The organism is Microbacterium sp. CFBP 13617 (assembly GCF_014839445.1).
Lineage (GTDB): Bacteria > Actinomycetota > Actinomycetes > Actinomycetales > Microbacteriaceae > Microbacterium.
The window spans coordinates 726,842-745,779 of the sequence record NZ_JACYNW010000001.1; the positions used below are offsets into that span (position 1 = coordinate 726,842).

General features: G+C 72.8%; 18 protein-coding genes. 12 read left to right on the forward strand and 6 right to left on the reverse strand.

Annotated features, from left to right (window positions below; all coding sequences use genetic code 11):
* Positions 1–8 precede the first annotated feature (8 nt).
* Positions 9–1,352: a glutamyl-tRNA reductase gene (locus IFU40_RS03245; RefSeq protein ID WP_055833213.1), complete on the reverse strand. Its 1,344-nt coding sequence runs from the start codon at positions 1,350–1,352 to the stop codon at positions 9–11.
* Positions 1,353–1,452: 100 nt separating this feature from the next.
* Here IFU40_RS03245 and hemE point away from each other — a divergent pair, with 100 nt between their 5' ends.
* The 5 genes from hemE to IFU40_RS03270 all read left to right on the forward strand — a co-directional run bounded on the left by hemE (position 1,453) and on the right by IFU40_RS03270 (position 5,193).
* Entirely contained in the window at positions 1,453–2,490 is a 1,038-nt protein-coding gene (gene hemE, locus IFU40_RS03250; protein ID WP_191925352.1) for a uroporphyrinogen decarboxylase, read from the forward strand.
* Positions 2,487–3,998 carry a protoporphyrinogen oxidase gene (gene hemG / locus IFU40_RS03255; protein WP_191925353.1) on the forward strand — a complete coding sequence of 504 codons (1,512 nt, stop codon included), beginning with the start codon at positions 2,487–2,489 and terminating at the stop codon, positions 3,996–3,998. Before hemE ends, hemG begins: the two co-directional genes overlap by 4 nt.
* Positions 3,999–4,109: 111 nt before the next feature.
* Positions 4,110–4,511, forward strand: coding sequence for a hypothetical protein (locus tag IFU40_RS03260; protein ID WP_055832761.1), 402 nt, complete (start codon positions 4,110–4,112; stop codon positions 4,509–4,511).
* A gap of 3 nt (positions 4,512–4,514) precedes the next feature.
* Positions 4,515–4,925 (forward strand): phage holin family protein, encoded by a 411-nt coding sequence (locus IFU40_RS03265; RefSeq protein WP_055832762.1) that lies wholly within the window; start codon positions 4,515–4,517, stop codon positions 4,923–4,925.
* Complete coding sequence (locus tag IFU40_RS03270; RefSeq protein ID WP_055832763.1) at positions 4,915–5,193, forward strand: hypothetical protein; 279 nt, start codon at positions 4,915–4,917, stop codon at positions 5,191–5,193. Before IFU40_RS03265 ends, IFU40_RS03270 begins: the two co-directional genes overlap by 11 nt.
* A gap of 83 nt (positions 5,194–5,276) precedes the next feature.
* Here IFU40_RS03270 and IFU40_RS03275 read toward each other — a convergent pair whose 3' ends face one another.
* The gene (locus tag IFU40_RS03275; protein WP_055832764.1) at positions 5,277–6,065 is read right to left on the reverse strand and encodes a bestrophin-like domain; all 789 of its coding nucleotides are present in this window, start codon (positions 6,063–6,065) and stop codon (positions 5,277–5,279) included.
* Between the two features lie 140 nt (positions 6,066–6,205).
* On the opposite strand from IFU40_RS03275, the gene hemQ reads away from it, so the two are divergent.
* The 6 genes from hemQ (at position 6,206) to cofD (ending at position 12,355) form a co-directional block, all read left to right on the forward strand.
* Positions 6,206–6,877, forward strand: coding sequence for a hydrogen peroxide-dependent heme synthase (hemQ, locus tag IFU40_RS03280; protein ID WP_055832765.1), 672 nt, complete (start codon positions 6,206–6,208; stop codon positions 6,875–6,877).
* Positions 6,874–7,872 carry a hydroxymethylbilane synthase gene (gene hemC, locus IFU40_RS03285; protein ID WP_191925354.1) on the forward strand — a complete coding sequence of 333 codons (999 nt, stop codon included), beginning with the start codon at positions 6,874–6,876 and terminating at the stop codon, positions 7,870–7,872. Before hemQ ends, hemC begins: the two co-directional genes overlap by 4 nt.
* Positions 7,869–8,684 carry a uroporphyrinogen-III synthase gene (locus tag IFU40_RS03290; RefSeq protein ID WP_055832767.1) on the forward strand — a complete coding sequence of 272 codons (816 nt, stop codon included), beginning with the start codon at positions 7,869–7,871 and terminating at the stop codon, positions 8,682–8,684. Before hemC ends, IFU40_RS03290 begins: the two co-directional genes overlap by 4 nt.
* Complete coding sequence (hemB, locus tag IFU40_RS03295; RefSeq protein WP_191925355.1) at positions 8,681–9,664, forward strand: porphobilinogen synthase; 984 nt, start codon at positions 8,681–8,683, stop codon at positions 9,662–9,664. Before IFU40_RS03290 ends, hemB begins: the two co-directional genes overlap by 4 nt.
* A 103-nt stretch (positions 9,665–9,767) precedes the next feature.
* Positions 9,768–11,108, forward strand: a complete 1,341-nt coding sequence (hemL, locus tag IFU40_RS03300) for a glutamate-1-semialdehyde 2,1-aminomutase (RefSeq protein WP_191925356.1) — start codon at positions 9,768–9,770, stop codon at positions 11,106–11,108.
* Positions 11,109–11,389: 281 nt separating this feature from the next.
* Positions 11,390–12,355: a 2-phospho-L-lactate transferase gene (gene cofD / locus IFU40_RS03305; RefSeq protein WP_191925357.1), complete on the forward strand. Its 966-nt coding sequence runs from the start codon at positions 11,390–11,392 to the stop codon at positions 12,353–12,355.
* A gap of 164 nt (positions 12,356–12,519) precedes the next feature.
* On the opposite strand, the gene cofC is transcribed toward cofD, so the two are convergent.
* The 4 genes from cofC to cofG all read right to left on the reverse strand — a co-directional run bounded on the left by cofC (position 12,520) and on the right by cofG (position 18,326).
* Positions 12,520–13,155 carry a 2-phospho-L-lactate guanylyltransferase gene (gene cofC, locus IFU40_RS03310; protein ID WP_191925358.1) on the reverse strand — a complete coding sequence of 212 codons (636 nt, stop codon included), beginning with the start codon at positions 13,153–13,155 and terminating at the stop codon, positions 12,520–12,522.
* A 196-nt stretch (positions 13,156–13,351) separates the two neighbouring features.
* Entirely contained in the window at positions 13,352–14,362 is a 1,011-nt protein-coding gene (gene fgd, locus IFU40_RS03315) for a glucose-6-phosphate dehydrogenase (coenzyme-F420) (RefSeq protein WP_055832771.1), read from the reverse strand.
* On the reverse strand, positions 14,359–15,849 hold the full coding sequence (locus tag IFU40_RS03320) for an NAD(P)-binding domain-containing protein (protein ID WP_191925359.1): 1,491 nt from the start codon (positions 15,847–15,849) through the stop codon (positions 14,359–14,361). Before IFU40_RS03320 ends, fgd begins: the two co-directional genes overlap by 4 nt.
* Positions 15,846–18,326, reverse strand: coding sequence for a 7,8-didemethyl-8-hydroxy-5-deazariboflavin synthase CofG (cofG, locus tag IFU40_RS03325; RefSeq protein WP_191925360.1), 2,481 nt, complete (start codon positions 18,324–18,326; stop codon positions 15,846–15,848). Before cofG ends, IFU40_RS03320 begins: the two co-directional genes overlap by 4 nt.
* 141 nt (positions 18,327–18,467) lie before the next feature.
* Here cofG and IFU40_RS03330 point away from each other — a divergent pair, with 141 nt between their 5' ends.
* The gene (locus tag IFU40_RS03330) at positions 18,468–18,857 is read left to right on the forward strand and encodes a hypothetical protein (protein ID WP_055832773.1); all 390 of its coding nucleotides are present in this window, start codon (positions 18,468–18,470) and stop codon (positions 18,855–18,857) included.
* Positions 18,858–18,938 lie beyond the last annotated feature (81 nt).

Consider the following 18,938-nt stretch of genomic DNA (forward strand, 5'->3'; position numbering starts at 1 on the left):
GGCGTGCCTCAGCCCGCGTCGGCGATGCCGTCGGGGCGCGCGGTGCCGCGCTCGACGAGGGGCTCGGTGACCTCGATGCCGAACAGCGCCGACAGGGCGTCGACGTACTCATCGGCCCGGCCGGTCTCGGCCAGCTGGTGCGCGCGGGTCGTGGGGGTGTGCAGCAGCACGCCGACGAGGTGGCGGAGCGCCTGCTCGGTCTGTCCGCCCTCGTCGCCGCGGGCGCGGACGCGCGCCACCTCGGCGTCGAGCACGCCGAACACGTGGGCGCGCAGGGCGACGACGGCGGGGGTGATGTTCTTGCGTTCGCCGACCGAGACGAAGCGGCGGGCGGCGTCGCGCACGAGGTCGCGGGCGGCGTCGGTGGCCTGCAGTTCTTCGAGCGGGGCGTGCAGGCGGATGGTCTCGAGGTCGAGCAGGTCGACGCCCGGCACGGTCGCGACGTCGGGGTCGACGTTGCGGGGCAGGCCCAGGTCGATCACCAGGCGCCGCGCGGTGTGGTCGACGGGGCATCCGCCCGCGGTCGCCTCGACGGCGGCTTCGGCGCGGGTGCGGCCCGCGGCGAAGGTCGCGGCGCTGACGACGTGGTGCTCGCTGGTGGTGCAGGTGATGACGAGGTCGGCGTGGGCGACCGCCATCGGGAACGTCTCGGCCGAGACGGCACGCAGGCCGTGCTTCGTCGCGAACTTGGTCGCCCGACCCGAGGGGGAGTGCACCGAGATGTCGGCGGCGCCCTGATCGCGGAGGGCGGCGACCGTGGCCGCGGCGTACGCGCCGGTCCCGACGAGCAGCACACGCTGCGTCGACCAGTCGGCGATGCGGCTGTCGGCGAGCTCCAGGCCCAGGCGCACGAGCGAGCGGCCGGCGCGGCCGATGGCGGTGGAGTTCTTCACGCCGCGCTGCGCTTCGGAGGCCCGCTGGAACAGGCGCTCGAGTTCGGCGGAGGTGGTGCCGAGGGCGCGGGACTCGGTGAGCGCGCGGCGCACCTGGCCGGCGATCTCGCCCTCGCCGACGACGACGGATTCGAGGCCGGATGCCACCGAGAACAGGTGCTCGGCCACGTCGCTTCCGCCCAGCACGGTGTACGAGCCCTCGAGTTCGCTGACCGGAACGCCGGTGGCGGTCTCGATGGCGGCGAGGGTGGCCTCGATGCCGAGGGCGACGCCCGCGGTGACGGGCTCGTCCATGTCGACGTACGCCTCGAAGCGGTTGCAGGTCGCCACCACGACGGCGCCCTGAACGCACTCGTCGTGCTCGGCGATCAGAGGCGCGACCGGGGTCGCGGGTACGCTGAGCCGCTCGAGGAGCTCGAAGGACGCGGTCTTATGACTCGCGCTGACGCACAGCAGCACGTTCATATTCTACGCCCGCGCCCCGTGGGGTATTCCGGTGGGCCGCTCGACGTCGAGGCATCCCCCTGGTCGGCCGTCGCCCAGTGGGAGGATGGATGCCATGGCCTCCCTCGACGCGCCCCTGCTCCGTGCCCTCCGCGGCGACCGCCCCGAGCGGCAGCCGGTGTGGTTCATGCGACAGGCGGGGCGCTCCCTGCCCGAGTACCGCGAGCTGCGCGTGGGCACCCGCATGCTCGACGCGTGCCTCACCCCGCACCTCGCGGCCGAGATCACGCTGCAGCCCATCCGCCGGCACGACGTGGACGCCGCCATCTTCTTCAGCGACATCGTCGTACCCCTGCGGCTCGCGGGCGTCGACGTCGTCATCGAGCCGGGCCGCGGGCCGGTGTTCGCCGATCCGGTGCGCACGGCCGACGACGTGGCGCGGATCACCGCGATCGACCCGGCCGAGGTGGCCTCCGCGGCGGAGCCCGTGCGCGAGGCCGTGCGCCTGGTCACCGCCGAGCTCGACGACGCGGTGCCCCTGATCGGTTTCGCGGGGGCGCCCTTCACCCTCGCCGCCTATCTGGTCGAGGGCGGTCCGTCGAAGGAGCACCTGCGGGCCCGCGGGATGATGCACGCCGACCCGGCGTCGTGGCACCGCCTGGCCGGCTGGCTCTCGAAAGTCTCGCGCGCCTTCCTCGACGCGCAGATCGACGGGGGCGCGCAGGCCGTGCAGCTGTTCGACTCCTGGGCCGGGTCGCTCTCGCCGGCCACGTTCCGCGAGTTCATCGCCCCGCACTCGCACGCGGCGCTCGAGGGCATCGAGGTGCCGCGCATCCACTTCGGCGTGGGCACCGGAGCCTTCCTCGACGACATGCGCCTCGGCGGGCTCGCCGACGCGGTCGGCGTCGACTGGCGCATGCCGCTCGACGAGGCGGCGGCCCTGGTCGGTCCCGACGTGACCCTGCAGGGCAACATCGACCCGGCACTGCTCGGCGCGCCCTGGTCGGTGCTGGCCGCGCACGTCGACGACGTGCTGGCCCGCGGCCGCGCGGCCCGCGCGCACGTGCTCAACCTCGGCCACGGCGTGCCCCCCGACACCGATCCCGAGGTGCTGACGCGCATCGTCGCCCGCGCGCACGGCGCAGACGCGTGAGCGAGCCCCTCGAGCGGCTGGCGCGTCACGCGCACGAGACGCACGTGGTCGTCGTGGGCGGGGGAGTGTCGGGTCTCGTCGCGGCGCGGGAGTGCGCCAAGGTCGGCCTGCGGGTCACGGTGCTCGAGGCGTCCGACGCGGTGGGCGGTGTCGTGCGTTCCGCCCAGGTCGGCGGCATCACCCTCGACGTGGGGGCCGAGAGCTTCGCGACGCGCGGCGGCATCGTGCGCGAGCTCCTCGACGACCTCGGCCTCGCCGACGACATCGTGTCGCCGAATCCGGCCGGTGCGTGGGTGGTCGGCGTGCCGGGCGTCGGGGCGGCCCCGCTGCCGAAGGGCGGGGTGCTCGGCATCCCCGACAATCCCTGGGCGCCCGACGTGCGCCGTGTCATCGGATGGTCGGGAGCGTGGCGTGCCTACGTCGACCGCCTGCGGCCCCCGCTCACCATCGGGCACCAGCACAGCCTCGGCAAGCTCGTGCGCTCGCGTCTCGGCGCGCGCGTGCTCGACCGCCTCGTCGCCCCCGTCACGAGCGGGGTGTACTCCGCCCGCCCCGACGACATCGACGTCGACCTGGCCGCCCCGGGCCTGAACGCCGCCCTCACCCGCGTCGGCTCGCTCACCGGCGCCGTCGCCGACCTGCGGGCGCGTCGTTCGGCTCCGCGGCCCGCCGATGCTCCGGCATCCGATGTCCCCGTCGCCGGCGGTCCCGCGTCGAAGACCGCGGCGCCCGGCGGAGCGGTCGAGGGGATCGCGGGCGGCATGTCGCGTCTCGTCGACGCCCTCGTCGATCAGCTCGTCGAGCGCGGGGTCGAGCTGCGCACCGGCGTCGCCGCCGAGCGCCTCGATCCGCGCGACGGCGGCGAATGGACCGTGGCGACCTCGGCCGACGATGAGCCCCTCCATGCGCACGCCGTGATCGTGGCGCTTCCCGAGGGCGCCGCCCGCGCCCTGCTCGCCCCGGTCGTCCCGGGTCTCGACCTGGGCGACCCCGTGGCGCCGGTGGTCGAGGTCGTCACGCTCGTCGTGCACGCGCCCGAACTCGATCGCGCGCCGCGCGGCACCGGCGTGCTGACCGTGCCCGGCAGCCACATCGCCAAAGCGCTCACCCACTCGAGTGCGAAGTGGGACTGGGTGCGGGATGCCACCGAGCCCGGCGTCCACGTCGTGCGGGTCTCGTTCGGAGCACAGGGTGAAGAGCCCGCCACCTCCGCCCTCGACGACGATGCCGCCGCCGCCCTCGCCCTCTCGGAGGCCGCCGCCCTGCTCGGCGTCGAGCTGCCGAGCTCGACCCTGCGTGCCGCGCACCGGGTGCGCTACGTGCAGTCGCAGCCGGCGGCGACCATCGGACGGGCCGCCGAGACGGCCGCCGCGCGCGGGGCGATCCGCTCCGTCGCGGGGCTCGGGGCCACGGGCGCGTGGATCTCGGGCACCGGGCTGGCGCAGGTGATCCCCGATGCGCGCGACGAGGCCGACCGTGTGCGCAGCGACGCGCTCTGGCGACACTGACGGGCGCCGTTCTTCGTCATCCGCCGCCGTGTGTCAAGGGTGGATGCCGTAATGGGAATACATGGCTACTGTGAGAGTCGACCAGCACTCGTTCGAGCGTGAGGAGACCCCATGAGGGGCAAAGCAGCACTCGTCGTCGGACTCGTGGCGGGCTACGTGCTCGGTGCACGCGCAGGCCGCGACCGGTACGAGCAGATCAAGACGCAGGCCGAGAAGGTCTGGGACCAGCCCGTCGTCCAGGGACAGGTCGAGAAGGTCAAGGCGTTCGGCGTCTCGGCCCTCAAGTCCGTCCCCGGTGTGGTGTGGAAGGGCGCGAAGTCGGTCACCGGCGCCGCGACCCAGTCCGGCACCGCCCAGGAGCGCGCGGAGCGCGCCACGCGGGCGGCGAAGCAGTCGGCCTCCGAGGTCGCCGACGTCGTCGAGGATTCCGTCGACGACGCCAAGGAAGCCGAGAAGGCCGCGACCACGCGTGCGCGCGCGTCCAAGAGCGGCTCCACCTCGTCCGGGAGCTGAGGCATGACCACTCCTCGCGGATTCCGCGATCGTTCCGACGACAGCCTGTTCACTCTGGTCGGCGACATCCCCGAGCTCGTGCGCAACCTCGTCGTCGCCGAGATCAACGGCGCCAAGGCGTGGGCGCAGCGCACGGCCAAAGACGCCGGGATCGGCGCCGGCTGGTTCGTCGGCGCGCTCATCGTGCTGTTCTGGGCCGTGCCGGTGTTCTTCGCGTTCGTCATCGCGGGACTGTCGTCGTGGTGGCCGGTCTGGCTCTCGGCGATCGTCGTGTTCGGCGTGATGATCGTCATCACCGCGATCCTGGCTCTGTTGGGTTACCTGCGCTTCAAGAAGCTGTCGAAGCGCGAGAACCCCGGCGAAGCGATCGCCGAAGACGTCCGCATCGTCAAGGAGGCCCGCGATGAGTATTGATCGTCCCGTTCCCGTGCCCCGCACCGCCGTGCCACTGGGGATCACCGATCCCGTCCAGTCGGCCCGCGCCGAGTTGAAGGCCGCCCTGGCCGCCCTCGAAGACAAGGCGAACATCCCGCGCCGCGCGAGCGAGGCCGTCGACGACAAGGTCCGTGAGGTGCGCGAGAGCGCGCAGCGCAATCCCGCCGCGGCTGCCGCCGTCGTCGCGGGGGTCGCGAGCCTCGTCGGCCTGGCCGTCTGGAGCATCGTCCGCGCCTACACGCGCTGACGCTCATCGAAGCGGCCCGTCCCCGTCGGGGCGGGCCGCTTCGTCGTTCGCAGGGACCGGCCCGAGCGCCGATCCGAGTCCGTCTACGGCTCGTTCGCGAACAACCCGTCCAGAAGATCCTGGAAGTACTCCGGCGTCACCGCGATCGGACCGGCGTACGCGTGGTCGAACCCGGCGATGGCGTACAGCAGCAGGGCGACGAACAGCGCCAGCATGCCCGACATCAGCAGGTGCACGCGCAGGTTCCGCACCTCGATCAGCCCGATGAGGATGGCGTTGAGCACCGCGCCCACCCCGAGCACGATCCACAGCACGCTCGGAAGGGCCAGGTGGGTCAGCGCGATGCGGTCGCGCCGGTCGTGCACCAACTGCTGGAACTGCTCGAGGGCCTCTTGCACGTAGACCACCTCGACCGCCGAGGTCGGCTCCACGGCCTCGATGGCGCTCTGCATGGCGGTGATGTTGGCATCCGTCTCCATCGGGATCTCCAGGTGCCGCTGCATCGGCCAGTCCTCGTCGATGACGTTGCGCGTGTACTGCACGATCTGCTCCTGCAGCTCGTCGGCCTGCGGCTCGGGCAGCAGCGTGGCGCTGCGGTACAGCGTGGCCAATGACGACGACTCATCGAGCACGACGCCGTCGACCTCGGTGAAGTTGCCGTACGCGGCGGCCGCGATCAGGGCGAGCGTCACGCCGTAGAAGACGCCGTAGGCGCCGACCGCGTAGCTGAGCACGCGGTCCCACTCGTCACCCTGCGGGGCGACTCTGAAGACCCACTTGCGCAGCACCAGCAGGATTCCGCACGAGCCTCCCACCACGAGCAGGATGAACATCGGCAACCCCACAGCCATGGGGAGGTCGTACAGCCACATCGGGCACCCTTTCGCGGGCGGCGTCCCCCGACGCCGTCGACGCACATTATCAATGCGCGTCGACGCGTGCACGCAAGAGTGTGCTTCGGCGGCGAGTCAACCGGTTTGGCCCCCCGCCCCGACGGGACGAAACTGGAGGCATGTCCCACGACAGCTCCTCCTCCGTGTACACGCTGTGGGCGGTCTTCCGCCGCGATCCCGAGAACCCGGTCACCGCCACCGAGGCGACCGAGCTCGCCGACCTCGTCTCGCTCGTCGAGGCCGACGGCGTCACCGTCCGCGGTTTCTACGACGTCAGCGGCCTCCGCGCCGACGCCGACCTCATGGTCTGGCTCCACGGCGAAGACCCCCAGGCCCTTCAGCGCGACCTGCGGCGCCTGCGCCGCACCGAGCTGCTGAAGAACCTCCTTCCCACCTGGAACGCCATGGGCGTGCACCGCGACGCGGAGTTCAACCGCTCGCACGTGCCCGGCTTCCTCCGCGGCATCGAGGCGCAGCAGTGGCTCTGCCTGTACCCCTTCGTGCGCAGCTACGAGTGGTACCTCCTCCCCGAGGAGGAGCGCCGCGAGATGCTCATCGAGCACGGCAAGAAGGGGTCGCAGTACCGCGGCGTCATCGCCAACACGGTGGCCTCGTTCGCCCTCGGCGACTACGAGTGGCTCCTGCCGATGGAGGCCGATGTGCTCACCGACCTCGTCGACATGATGCGCGACCTCCGCTACACCGAGGCTCGCCGCCACGTGCGCGAGGAGGTGCCGTTCTACACCGGCCGTCTGGTCGCGCTCGACGAGATCCCCGAGATCCTGCAGTGAGCGCGCCCCTGCGGCTGGGGACTCGTCGCAGCACGCTGGCGATGGCGCAGTCGCAGATGGTCGCCGATGCCGTGGCCGCGGCATCCGGTTGCCCCGTCGAACTCGTGCCCATCGTGTCGGAGGGCGACGTCAACCGCGCCTCGCTGTCTCAGCTGGGCGGACGCGGCGTCTTCGCGAACGGTCTCCGCGAGGCTCTCGCCGCCGACCGCTGCGACTTCCTCGTCCACTCGCTCAAAGACCTCCCGACGGCGCAGCCCGAGGGGCTCGTCATCGCCGCCACGCCCCCGCGAGAAGACGCGCGCGATGTGGTCGTGACCCGCGACGGCGCGCCCCTCGGGTCGCTGGCCGCGGGCGCGCGGGTGGGGACCGGATCGCCCCGCCGCATCGCCCAGGCCCGGCGGCACAACCCCCGTCTCGACATCCGCGACATCCGCGGCAACGTCGACTCGCGTCTGGGGCGCGTGCGCGACGGGGAACTGGATGCCGTCATCCTCGCCGCCGCGGGCATCTCGCGCCTCGGGGGCGACCTGGGCGGACTGCACGCCGAGGCGCTCGGGCTCGCGGAGTGGCCGACGGCCCCGGGGCAGGGCTCGCTCGCCATCGAGACGCGCGACGACATCGATCCCGAGATCCTGGCCGCGCTCGTGCAGCTCGACGACGAGGACACCCGCGTCGCGATCACCGCGGAGCGCACCGTGCTCTCGGCGCTGGACGCGGGGTGCAGTGCTCCCGTCGGCACGCACGCCTCCCTCGCCGACGGGGACCTGCGGCTGCGCGCGGTGGTCTACGCGCTCGACGGTGCACGAAGGATCGGCATAGACCGAACTGTGCGTCTCGCACCGGGGTATGGTGGGGAAACGGGCAGCGGCAATGGAGCGGATGCTGCCGACGACGGGGGTCCGATCGCGCGAGCGACGCGAGCGGGCCGAGAAGCCGCGCGTCGGTTGCTCGAACGTGGGGCGGCCGACCTGGTACCACGAGAGTCGACCACATGAATGAAGGCCACCGGCACACGCCGCACCCCACGACGGGCAGCACGCCCAAGCCCCTCGCGGGCCGGCGCGTCCTCGTGCCGCGCGGTGGTCCCTGGGGCGACGGCGTCGCGGCGAGTCTGCGTCAGCGCGGGGCCGTTCCCGTCATCGCACCGCTGATCAACTTCGCGCCCACGAACGACCAGGCCACCCTCGAGCAGGCGCTCGCCGAGCTGGCCGACGGGGTGTTCGACTGGCTGACGCTCACCAGCGCGACCACCGTCGACGTCCTCTACGCCTACAAGGCCGTCATCCCCGCCGGCACCAAGGTCGCCGTCGTCGGCGAGACCACGGCCGCGGCGATGCAGGCCGTGGGCTACCACGTCGACCTCGTCCCCGAGCGCGACAACTCGGCCCAGGGCATGGCCGAGCAGATGATCGACCTCGAGTCCGAGCCGCGCAAGGTGCTGACCCTGCGCAGCGAGATCGCCAAGCCCGTGCTCACGCGCCTGCTGATCGAGGCCGGGCACGACGTGCGCAGCGTGGTCGCCTACCGCACCGTCGGTGTGCCGGTGTCCGACAAGATCGCCGGCGACGTGCACTCCGGTCGCATCAACGCCATCCTCGTCACCAGTGGTTCGGTCGCGGAGCAGGTGGTCGATCAGTTCCCCGAGATTCCGGCATCCACCGTCATCGCCGCGATCGGCCCGCGCACCGCGAAGGACGCCAAGCGCGCCGGTCTCAGCGTCGACGTCGTGGCCGACACGCAGACGGTCGAGTCGCTGATCGAGGCCGTCGCCCGCTTCACCCTCGCCCCCGACGAATCGACCTCATGAGCTTTCCCGAGCACCGCCCGCGGCGCCTGCGTCGCACCCCCGCCGTCCGTCGTCTCGCACGAGAGACGCACCTCGTGCCGTCGCAGCTCGTGCTGCCGATGTTCGTGCGCGAGGGCATCACCGAGCCGAGTCCGATCGGCTCGATGCCCGGCATCGTGCAGCACTCGCTCGATTCGCTCCGCCGCGCCGCGGCCGAGGCGGCCGAGCAGCGCATCGGCGGCGTCATGCTGTTCGGCGTCCCCGAGACGCGCGACGCCGTGGGCTCGGGAGCCGACGACCCCCGCGGCATCCTGAACGTCGCGACCGAGGCCGTCGTGGCCGAGGTGGGCGACGCGCTGGTCGTGCAGACCGACCTGTGCCTCGACGAGTTCACCGACCACGGGCACTGCGGTGTGCTCCGCGACGACGGTGCCGTCGACAACGACGCGACCCTCGAGCGGTACACGGCCATGGGTCTCGCGCAGGCGCGGGCGGGCTCGGCGATGCTGGGCCTGTCGGGAATGATGGACGGCCAGGTCGGCGCGGTGCGCGAGGCGCTGGATGCCAAGGGCTTCACCGACACGCTGATCCTCGCCTACTCGGCCAAATACGCCGGAGCCTTCTACGGCCCCTTCCGCGAGGCCGTCGACTCGCAGCTGAAGGGCGACCGCCGCTCGTACCAGCTCGACCCCGGCAACGGCCGCGAGGGCGTGCGGGAGGCGCTGCTCGACGTCGAAGAGGGCGCCGATGTGGTCATGGTCAAGCCCGCACTGCCGTACCTCGACGTGCTCGCCGACGTGAAGGCCTCGGTCGACGTGCCGGTGTGGGCCTACCAGGTGTCGGGCGAGTACGCGATGGTCGAGGCCGCTGCGGCGCACGGCTGGATCGACCGCCGCGGTGCCATCCTCGAGAGCCTGCTCGGCATCCGCCGCGCCGGCGCCGACGCGATCCTCACGTACTGGGCCGTCGAGGCGGCCCGCTGGCTGCGCGCCGAGCTCTGAGCCCCCCTTCTTTTCGCGTGAGTCGCCACGATTTGTCGCTTCGCTGTCCGCGGAAGCGACAGATCTTGGCGACTCACGCGCGTGCACCCGGGAGAATTGACGCATGACCGATCTCAACGACCAGTGGTTCGCCCGCGCCAAAGACGTCATCCCGGGCGGGGTGAACTCACCCGTTCGCGCCTACGGGTCCGTCGGCGGGACACCGCGGTTCATGCAGTCGGCGTCGGGGCCGCGCATCACGGATGCCACAGGGCGCGAGTACGTCGATCTCGTCGCCTCGTGGGGTCCGGCCCTTCTCGGCCACGCGCACCCCGAGGTGGTCGAGGCGGTTCGGTCGGCGGCATCCCGGGGTCTGTCCTTCGGCGCGCCGACGGGGGCCGAGGTCGAGTTGGCCGACCTGATCGCCCACCGCGTGCAGGTCGGCGATCTGGCACCGATCGAGAAGGTGCGCCTGGTCTCGACCGGCACCGAGGCGACCATGACCGCCATCCGACTGGCGCGCGGAGTCACCGGCCGTGACCTGCTCATCAAGTTCGCCGGGCACTACCACGGTCACTCCGACGGGCTGCTGGCGGCCGCCGGATCGGGGGTCGCCACGCTCGCCCTGCCCGGCTCGGCCGGTGTTCCCGCACCGATCGCCGCGCAGACGCTCGTGCTGCCCTACAACGACCTCGACGCGGTGCGCGAGGCGTTCGCGGTGCACGGCGAGAACATCGCCGCGATCATCGTCGAGGCGGCCTCGGCCAACATGGGCGTCGTGCCGCCGCTGCCGGGCTACAACGCCGCGCTCGCCGAGATCGCGCACAGCCACGGCTCGCTGCTCATCATGGACGAGGTGCTCACGGGCTTCCGCGTGCACCCCGCCGGCTTCTGGGGGCTCCAGGCCTCGCGAGGCGAGACGTACCTGCCCGACATCCTCACCTATGGCAAGGTCGTCGGCGGGGGCATGCCGCTGGCCGCCCTGGCCGGTCGCGCCGAGATCATGGACCACCTCGCGCCCCTCGGCCCGGTGTACCAGGCGGGCACGCTGTCGGGGAACCCGTTGTCGGTCGCCGCGGGCCTGGCGACGCTGCGCCTCGCGACGCCCGAGGTCTACGCGACCGTCGACGCCGCGGCCGAGCGGGTCGCCGACGCGCTCGACGCCGCCCTGAGCGCCGAGGGGGTCGTGCACGCGATCCCGCGCGCGGGCTCGCTGTTCGGCGTCGCGTTCCTGCCCGAGATCCCGCTCGACTACGCCACGGCGCTCACCCAGCAGTCGTGGCGGTACGCCGCGTTCTTCCACTCGATGCTGGATGCCGGCATCTCGCTGCCCCCGAGCGTGTTCGAGGCGTGGTTCCTCACCGCGGCGCACGACGACGACGCCCTCGCGCACGTGGTCGACGCCCTGCCGGCCGCGGCGAAGGCGGCGGCGGAGGCCTTGGACCCGACGCTGCTCGCCCAGTAACGGCGCCCTCGCCGGGGTCATCCTCGCGAGGGAGCGGTTTCGTCCTTCGTGATGATGTGCGGGCGGACCCGGGCGACGAGGCTGGGATCATGCTCCCCGCCCACGCCGCCCCGCCCTCTTTCTCGGCGTTCCTCTCGCGACTTTCGGCGTGGTGGCCCACGTCGATGGCCCCGCGGCGTCGGCGCGCCACCTGGCAGCCCTGCCCCCGCGGAGGGGGCGGCGCCCGACCGAGTTGAGCTCGACGACGGGCTCGTCCCCGGGCCCGGTGGAAGACTGGACGCATGACTTCTCCCCAGCCCCGTGTCGTCGTCCTCGCCGGTGGAGTCGGAGGGTCGAAGTTCACGCTCGGCGTCCGCGCGGCGCTGCGGCGCCTCGGTGCCCCCGATGCGACCGTCGTCGTCAACACGGGCGATGACCTGTGGCTGTCGGGTGTGCGCCTGCAGCCCGACGTCGACTCCCTCACCTACGCCCTCGCCGGGGTCAACGACACCGAGCGCGGGTGGGGACGCGCGGGCGACACGGAGCGGGTCAACGAGGAACTCCAGGCCTGGGGGGCGGGCTGGCCGTGGTTCACGCTCGGCGACCTCGACCTGGGCACTCACCTCGCCCGCACCGGCTGGCTCCGTGACGGCCTCACCCCCACCGAGGTGCTGGCCCGCATGGCGCAGCGCTGGCCGCTCGGCGTGCGGCTGCTGCCCATGACCGACACCGAGGTCGACACGCACGTGCTGCTCGAGGACGGGAGACGCCTGCACTTCCAAGAATGGTGGACGCGGCACCGCGCCACGCTGACTCCGCGGGCCTTCGAGAATCCCGGGATCGCCGGCGCCGTGCCCGCCCCCGGGGTCGTGGATGCCATCGCCCAGGCCGATGTGGTGCTGCTGGCGCCGTCGAACCCGGTGGTGTCGATCGGTCCGATCCTCGCGGTCCCCGGAATGCGCGAGGCCCTGCGGGCGACGTCGGCGCGGGTGGTGGGCGTCTCGCCGATCATCGCCGGGCGGGTCGTGCGCGGCATGGCCGATGTCTGCCTCACGGCGATCGGCGTCGAGACCTCGGCATCGGCCGTCGCGCGGCACTACGCGGCACGGTCGGCGGGTGGTGTGCTCGACGCGTGGCTGCTGGCGGAAGAAGACGCCGCCGCCGCGCCCGAGGTCGAGGCGGCGGGGATCCGCACGGTGGTCGCGCCGCTGTGGATGCGTGACGAGACGACTTCGGCGGCGATCGCCGAGGCGGCGCTGCGCGCCTGAGGAGCCGTTCGCGGGTGTGTGCTGCGTGCGGGCTTGCGCTTCGCCGGTGCGCTCTGCGCGGGGCATGCGCTTCGCCGGTGGGCGCTGCGGCCTGAGCCGCCGCGCGCTGCGCGCGGGGCGTGGGCGCGGGGCGTGGGCGGGCGCGTGGGCGCGCGGGCGAGCGGTCAGGCCGCCGCCGACGCCAACACGGCCGACGTGCGCGGGCCCACGCCCAGCGCGACCGCCTGCGAGAGCTGATCGGCCGTGTCGACATCGCGGCGGAGCGACGACGCACGCTCGACGGCCAGGTCGGTGCACCCGAGCAGGCGATGACGGGCGGCGGAGTCCTCGCCGAACGCCGAGACCCACACCGCCCCCGCTCGGGCGGTGACGAGGGTGGACCCGGTGGTCTCGGCATCCGGAACCACTCCCCGCTCGACGGATGCCGCGAGCTCGAGGGCCGCGTCGAGATCGGCGGGACGCAGGGCCGGCAGATCGCCGAGCAGGGCGGCGCGCGCGGTGGCGACACCGGCCGCGGCCGCGCCGAGGGCGATGGCGGCGTCGAGGCCGCGGGTGTCGCCCTCGGGCACGACCTCGACGTTGCGGGTACGGCGGAGCTCGGCGCGCACCCCCGCGTCGTCGGTCACGACGATGACGCGGGCGACCCGGGCCGCCGCGGCTGCAGCGGTCACGGTGTCGAGCGCGATGGCACGCGCGAGTGCCTCGCGGTCGACGCCGACGTCGGTCAGGCGCGACTTGCCCACCGCGGCGGGTTTGACCGGCACGATGATCGTCCAGGCGGGGACGTCAAGCATGTTCATCGCCTCCATTGTGTGCCGAACTCCTGAGATCTCGGGCTGGGGGTCGTGCTTTCGGCGGGTAGGGGGCAGCGTGGGGACCTTTTCTCAGGAGTGTGGCCCACCGGCGCCCCGCAAGCGGGCCGCTCGCGCGGCCGCCTCCGCGGCGCCGCTGAGTCGCCAGCCCCGCCGCGTCGTCGCCGCGCCCCGCCGACCCGACTCAGGCGAAGCGCTTGCGCAGGCGCGGCAGGATCTCCTCGCCGTACATGCGCAGGAACTCCTCCTGGTCGTGGCCCGGGTCGTGGAACACGAGGTGGCGGAAGCCGAGGTCGACGTATCGCGCGATGCGTTCGACGTGCTCGTCGGGGTCGGTTGAGACGATGAACCGCGACGCAACGCGTTCGATCGGCAGTTCGGCGGCGAGCCGCTGCATCTCGAGGGGGTCGTGCACGCTCATCTTCTCGTCGGCGCTGAGTGCGAGCGGGGCCCAGAACCGCGTCTTCTCGAGCGCGGTGTCGTGGTCGGGGTGGTAAGACACCTTGACCTCCATGAGCGTGTCGACGTCGTCGCGGGTGCGGCCGGCCTTGCCGAGGCCGTCGTCGAGCGCGGGCAGCAGCGTGTCGGTGTACAGGGCGGGGTCTTTGCCGCTCGTGGTGATGTAGCCCTCGGCGATGCGTCCGGCCAGGCGGGTGGCCGCGGGGCCGGAGGCGCCGATGTAGATCGGCACCTTCTGCTCGGGGCGGTCGTAGATCGTGGCATCCTTCACCGAGTAGTAGGTGCCCTCGTAGGTGACCCGCTCGCCGGCCCAGAGCTCGTTGATGATCGCGATGGCCTCTTTGAGGCGCTGGAAGCGCTCGGGCGCCTCGGGCCAGTCGAGGCCCAGGGTCACCTCGTTGAGGGCTTCACCCGTGCCGACGCCCAGCACGACACGGCCGGGGTACATCACGCCGAGGGTGGCGAACACCTGGGCGATGACGCCGGGGTGGTAGCGGAACGTCGGGGTGAGAACGCTCGTGCCGATGATGACGCGCTCGGTGCGCGCGCCGAGGGCGCCGAGCCAGGGCAGGGCGTTGGGGGCGTGTCCGCCGTCGTGCATCCACGGCTGGAGGTGGTCCGAGAGGAAGACCGAGTCGAAACCCATCTTCTCGGCGAGCACGCCGAAGTCGAGGAGCTCGTTGGGTCCGAACTGCTCGCTCGAAGCCTTGTATCCGAAACGCAGGGGAACGGTCATTTCTCTCCTTCAACGTCGCCACCGCGCACGGGGGTGCGCGCGGGTTCGAACTCCGACCCGTCGGTGCCGGCGAGTCGTTCATGGAACGCCTGCACGGTGCCCGGCCACAGCAGGGTCAGCCGCCCCGACCGGTCGTCGACGTACCAGTTGCGGCATCCGCCGGTGAGCCAGGGGGTGGATGCCGCGGCCGCGGCGATCTCGTCGGTGTACGCCGCCTCGACCTCGGGGCGTACCCGCAGCACCCGCTCGGGTCGGCGGTCGCGCTCGGCCAGGGCCCGCACGACGTACGCCGACTGCTCCTCGGCCATGAGGACCGAGGAGTTGTGCCCGAGACTCGCGTTCGGGCCGTTCAGCACGAACAGGTTGGGGAAGCCGGCGACCACCGTGGAGCCGAACGAGGTCATGCCCTCGGCCCAGTGCGCGGCGAGGGTGCCGTCTTCTCCGTGCACGAGGTTGGCGTAGGGCTGCTCGGCGGCGGTGAACCCGGTGGCCAGCACCAGCACGTCGGCCTCGTACGTCGCGCCGCTCTGCGCCGTCAGCGTCGAGCCGTCGACCGCGGCCAGGGCGGTGGGCTCGAGGCTCACGGCCTCGGACGCGACGGCGGGGTAGAACGCATCGGACAGCAGCACGCGTTTGCAGCCGAAGGAGTAGTCGGGGGTGAGGGCTGCGCGCAGAGCCGGGTCGGCGACCTGGGCGTGCAGGTGCGCGAGCGCGTGGGCGCGGGCATCGGCGGAGGCCACGGCGTCACCCGAGCGTGACGCGAAGCGCGCCTCACCCTCGGCGTACAGCTCGGCGCGCAGTCGCGCGAGATCCCCCGGGTGCGCGGCGAGGTGCGCGCGCTCGGCGGGCGCGATGTCGCCTCCGCCGCGCGGCACGATCCACGCGGGGGTGCGCTGGAAGAGCGTCACGTGGGCGGCACGGCGGGCGAGTTCGGGAACCAGTTGCACGGCGCTGGCGCCGGTGCCGACGACCGCGATCCGCATGCCGGCGAGGTCGGTGTCGTGGTCCCACCGCGCGGAGTGGAAGAGGGGCCCGTCGAACGACTCGAGGCCGTCGATGGCCGGCACGTGCGGCTCGGTGAGGCGTCCGCAGGCCAGGACGAGGGAGCGCGCGGTGAGGGTCTCGTGACCCGTGTCGAGGTGCCAGACGGCGTCGGCGGCATCCCATTCCGCTCCAAGCAGGGGCGTGCGCAGCCGCAGCCGATCGCCGAGGTCCTCGCGATCGGCGACGTCACGGAGGTAGGCCTGGATCTCGCCGCCGGGTGCGAAGGTGCGCGTCCACCCGGCGTTCGGGTGCGCGGCGAGGCTGTAGAGGTGCGCGGGCACGTCGCACGCGACGCCGGGATAGGTGTTGTCGCGCCAGGTGCCGCCCACGTCATCGGCGCGCTCGAGCACGACGAAGTCGTCGCGCCCGGCCCGGCGGAGCGCCCCGGCCATGGCGAGGCCGGCGAAGCCTGCGCCGACGATCGCGACGTCGACGACCCTCACGCGCGGGCTCCGCCCTCTGCCGCGACGCGGTAGTCGGTCGTGCGCAGGCGGAACGGTCGCATGAGGCTGCGGGCGATGCGCTCGGCCGCCGCGACCGGCAGCTCGAGTCCCTGCTCGATGCCCGTGTCGGGCCGCACGCGTCCGTCGTACAGCGTGCCGCCCAGGTCGTCGCCGCCGGAACGCAGCAGCACGGCGGCGGTGTCTCGGCCCACGCGGGTCCAGGGGATCTGCACGTGCGGGATGCTGCCCGACAGCATCAGCCGTGACACGGCGACCATCGCGCGATGCTCGTCGATCGGGGCGCGGTCGGCGACCAGCGGCACGTCGCCGCCGGGCAGGGGGATGGGCACGAACTCGGCGAAGCCGCGGGTCTCGGTCTGGATCTCGCGCAGGCGCCGCAGATGCGCGATGCGCTCCTCGGCGGTCTCGACGTGGCCGTAGAACAGCACCGAGGTCGAGCGGAAACCGGCGCGGTGAGCCGCGGTGATGCCCTCGACCCAGTGGTCGATCTCGAGGTCGCCCGGCGCGACGAGGGCGCGCACCCGCTCGCTGAGCACCTTCACGCCGGTGCCCGGCACGGTGTCGACGCCCGCCTCGCGCAGGGCCGCGAGGGCGCCCGCGAGACCGAGTCCGCCGCGGTCGGCGAGGTCGCGCACGTCGAGCGGACGGTAAGCGTGCACGTGGATGCCGGGAGCCCCGCGCTTCACCGCCCGCACGAGGTCGAGATAGCCGGCGGGGTCTTCGTCGCCGCGCAACGCGCCCTGGATGCAGATCTCGGTCGCGCCGAGGACGGCGGCGTCGGCGGCGATGGCCGTGGCGTCGTCGAGGTCGAACTCGCCCGGCGCGGTGCGGCCGGTGCGGCGCAAGCCCGTCGAGGTGAGGTTGCGGTTCTGCACGAGGGTGATCGGCTCGCCGACGGTGTAGCGGCGCGCGTCGTCGGCGGCGGCGGTGAGGTCGTCGAGCTCGGCGCCGGTCGTGCGCAGCAGGCGCACCCAGTCGGCGTCGTCGAGGGACAGGGGATCGGATGCCGCCCGCTCGGCGAGACGGCGGACGCCCAGGTCGCTGCCGGGCACTCCGCCGGGCACTCCGGCGGGGCTCCCGGGGTGGGCTGAGGGTGTCGAGCCGGGATGGGCGGAGGACGAGGGACGGGCGGAGGACGCGACGTCGAGAGGGAGTCCTCCCTCCGTCCCCCGTCCTCCGCTCGTCACGGCGTGCGTGTCCTCGGGCAGGCTGGCGTGCGGCGTCACGTCGGCGGCGAGCCCCTCGGCATCGGCCAGCGCCCGCAGGGGAGCGTGCAGGGCGGGGTCGATCCAGCGCGCCGCGTCGCGCACGAACTCCGGATGCGCGGTGAGGCGTTCGCGCAGCGTGTAGCCGTGCGCGGCCGTCTGGGCGGCGAGGTCGTCGATCTGCGGCCAGGGACGCTCGGGATTGACGTGGTCGGCCGTGAGCGGCGACACGCCGCCCCAGTCGTCGATGCCCGCCGCGATCAGCAGACCCAGCTCGCCCGGGTCGGACAGGTTCGGCGGCACCTGGATGCGCATGCGCGGACCGAACACGAGCCGGGCCGTGGCGACCGCCGCGACGTACTCGGCCAGATCGGCGTCGGGCGCGCCCTGCATGGCCGTGCGGGGCTTGGCGCGGAAGTTCTGCACGATGATCTCTTGCACGTGTCCGTGCCGGTCGTGCCGGTCGCGCATCGACACGAGCGACTCGGCCCGGTCGCGCACCGTCTCGCCGATGCCCACCAGGATGCCGGTGGTGAAGGGGATGCCGGCGGCGCCGGCGTCGTCGATGACGCTGAGGCGCAGGTCGGGGTCTTTGTCGGGCGAGCCGAAGTGCACCTGGCCGGGCTCCTCGAACAGGCGACGCGACGTGGTCTCGAGCATCATGCCCATCGAGGGCGAGACGGGCCGCAGCGCCGCCAGCTCGTCGGGGTGCATGACGCCGGGGTTGGCGTGCACCAGCATGCCGGTCTCGGCGGTGATGAGGCGCGCGATGTGGGCGACGTAGTCGATGGTCGAGGCGAAGCCGTGCGCGTCGAGCCAGGCGCGGGCCTCGGGCCACCGCTCTTCGGGGCGGTCGCCGAGGGTGAGCAGCGCCTCTTTGCAGCCGAGGGCCTGTCCCTGCCGCACGACGGTGAGCACCTGCTCGGGGCTCATGTACGCGGGCTTGCGCAGCAGGTTCAGCTGGCCGGGGGTGTCGACGAAGACGCAGTAGTGGCAGCGGTCGCGGCACAGGGTCGTCAGCGGCACGAAGACCTTGCGCGAGTACGTGACCACGCCGGGGCGGCCGGCGTCGACGAGCCCCTCGTCGCGGAGCGCGGCGGCGACGGGCAGCAGGCTGTCGAGCGGTGCGTGCAGAAGGGCGTCGGTCTCATCGACGTCGGGGCGGTGCCCGGCGCGGATGCGCGCGAGGAGGTCGTCGATCGACGTGCCGCGGGCCGGTGCGACTCGCGGCGCAACACTGCCCGTACTCATCGTCCCAGGCTATCCCTCGCCTCCGACATCCGGGCCGGTGAGGCGGGGCGTCGCGCGGCGCGTGCGTGCGGCGGGTGATCGTTGCGCTCTCGTGAGGTGCCGAGCCCGTCGCGCCCCGTCGACGCTGGCAGGATGGAAGGCATGGTGACCCTGCTGCTCGACTCGACGCAGCTCGAAGTCGTGCTGTCGCCGACCGAGCGAGCGATGTCTTTCCGCAAGACCAACATCGTCGTGCCGCGCGAGCACATCGAGCGCGTGCAACTGACCGACGACGCCTGGACGTGGCTGCGCGGCGTGCCGAATCCCGGCATCAACCTGCCGGTGGCCGTCGGGATGGGCACGTGGAAGTCGGCGAGCGGCAACGACTTCGTCGTCATCCGCGGTCGCAAACCCAGCGTCGTCGTCGACCTCACGGGTCACGACGAGTACGAGCGTCTGGTGCTCACCACCAAGCACGGGGTGGCGCTGCTGCGGGCGCTGCGTCTCGACGTGGCATCCGAGCCCGAAGACGTGGCCGACATCGTCCGCTGACGCGCCCGCTACACGCGCCCGCTACACGCGCCCGCCACACGCGCCCGCTACACGCGCCCGCTACACGCGCCCGCTCCACGC

Coding starts and splice junctions, on each gene's coding strand:
- hemE (WP_191925352.1), top strand. CDS start 1,453: ATGGCCTCCCTCGACGCGCCCCTGCTCCGTGCCCTCCGCGGCGACCGC.
- IFU40_RS03260 (WP_055832761.1), top strand. CDS start 4,110: ATGAGGGGCAAAGCAGCACTCGTCGTCGGACTCGTGGCGGGCTACGTG.
- IFU40_RS03265 (WP_055832762.1), top strand. CDS start 4,515: ATGACCACTCCTCGCGGATTCCGCGATCGTTCCGACGACAGCCTGTTC.
- IFU40_RS03270 (WP_055832763.1), top strand. CDS start 4,915: ATGAGTATTGATCGTCCCGTTCCCGTGCCCCGCACCGCCGTGCCACTG.
- IFU40_RS03275 (WP_055832764.1), bottom strand. CDS start 6,065: ATGTGGCTGTACGACCTCCCCATGGCTGTGGGGTTGCCGATGTTCATC.
- hemQ (WP_055832765.1), top strand. CDS start 6,206: ATGTCCCACGACAGCTCCTCCTCCGTGTACACGCTGTGGGCGGTCTTC.
- IFU40_RS03290 (WP_055832767.1), top strand. CDS start 7,869: ATGAATGAAGGCCACCGGCACACGCCGCACCCCACGACGGGCAGCACG.
- hemB (WP_191925355.1), top strand. CDS start 8,681: ATGAGCTTTCCCGAGCACCGCCCGCGGCGCCTGCGTCGCACCCCCGCC.
- hemL (WP_191925356.1), top strand. CDS start 9,768: ATGACCGATCTCAACGACCAGTGGTTCGCCCGCGCCAAAGACGTCATC.
- cofD (WP_191925357.1), top strand. CDS start 11,390: ATGACTTCTCCCCAGCCCCGTGTCGTCGTCCTCGCCGGTGGAGTCGGA.
- cofC (WP_191925358.1), bottom strand. CDS start 13,155: ATGAACATGCTTGACGTCCCCGCCTGGACGATCATCGTGCCGGTCAAA.
- fgd (WP_055832771.1), bottom strand. CDS start 14,362: ATGACCGTTCCCCTGCGTTTCGGATACAAGGCTTCGAGCGAGCAGTTC.
- cofG (WP_191925360.1), bottom strand. CDS start 18,326: ATGAGTACGGGCAGTGTTGCGCCGCGAGTCGCACCGGCCCGCGGCACG.
- IFU40_RS03330 (WP_055832773.1), top strand. CDS start 18,468: ATGGTGACCCTGCTGCTCGACTCGACGCAGCTCGAAGTCGTGCTGTCG.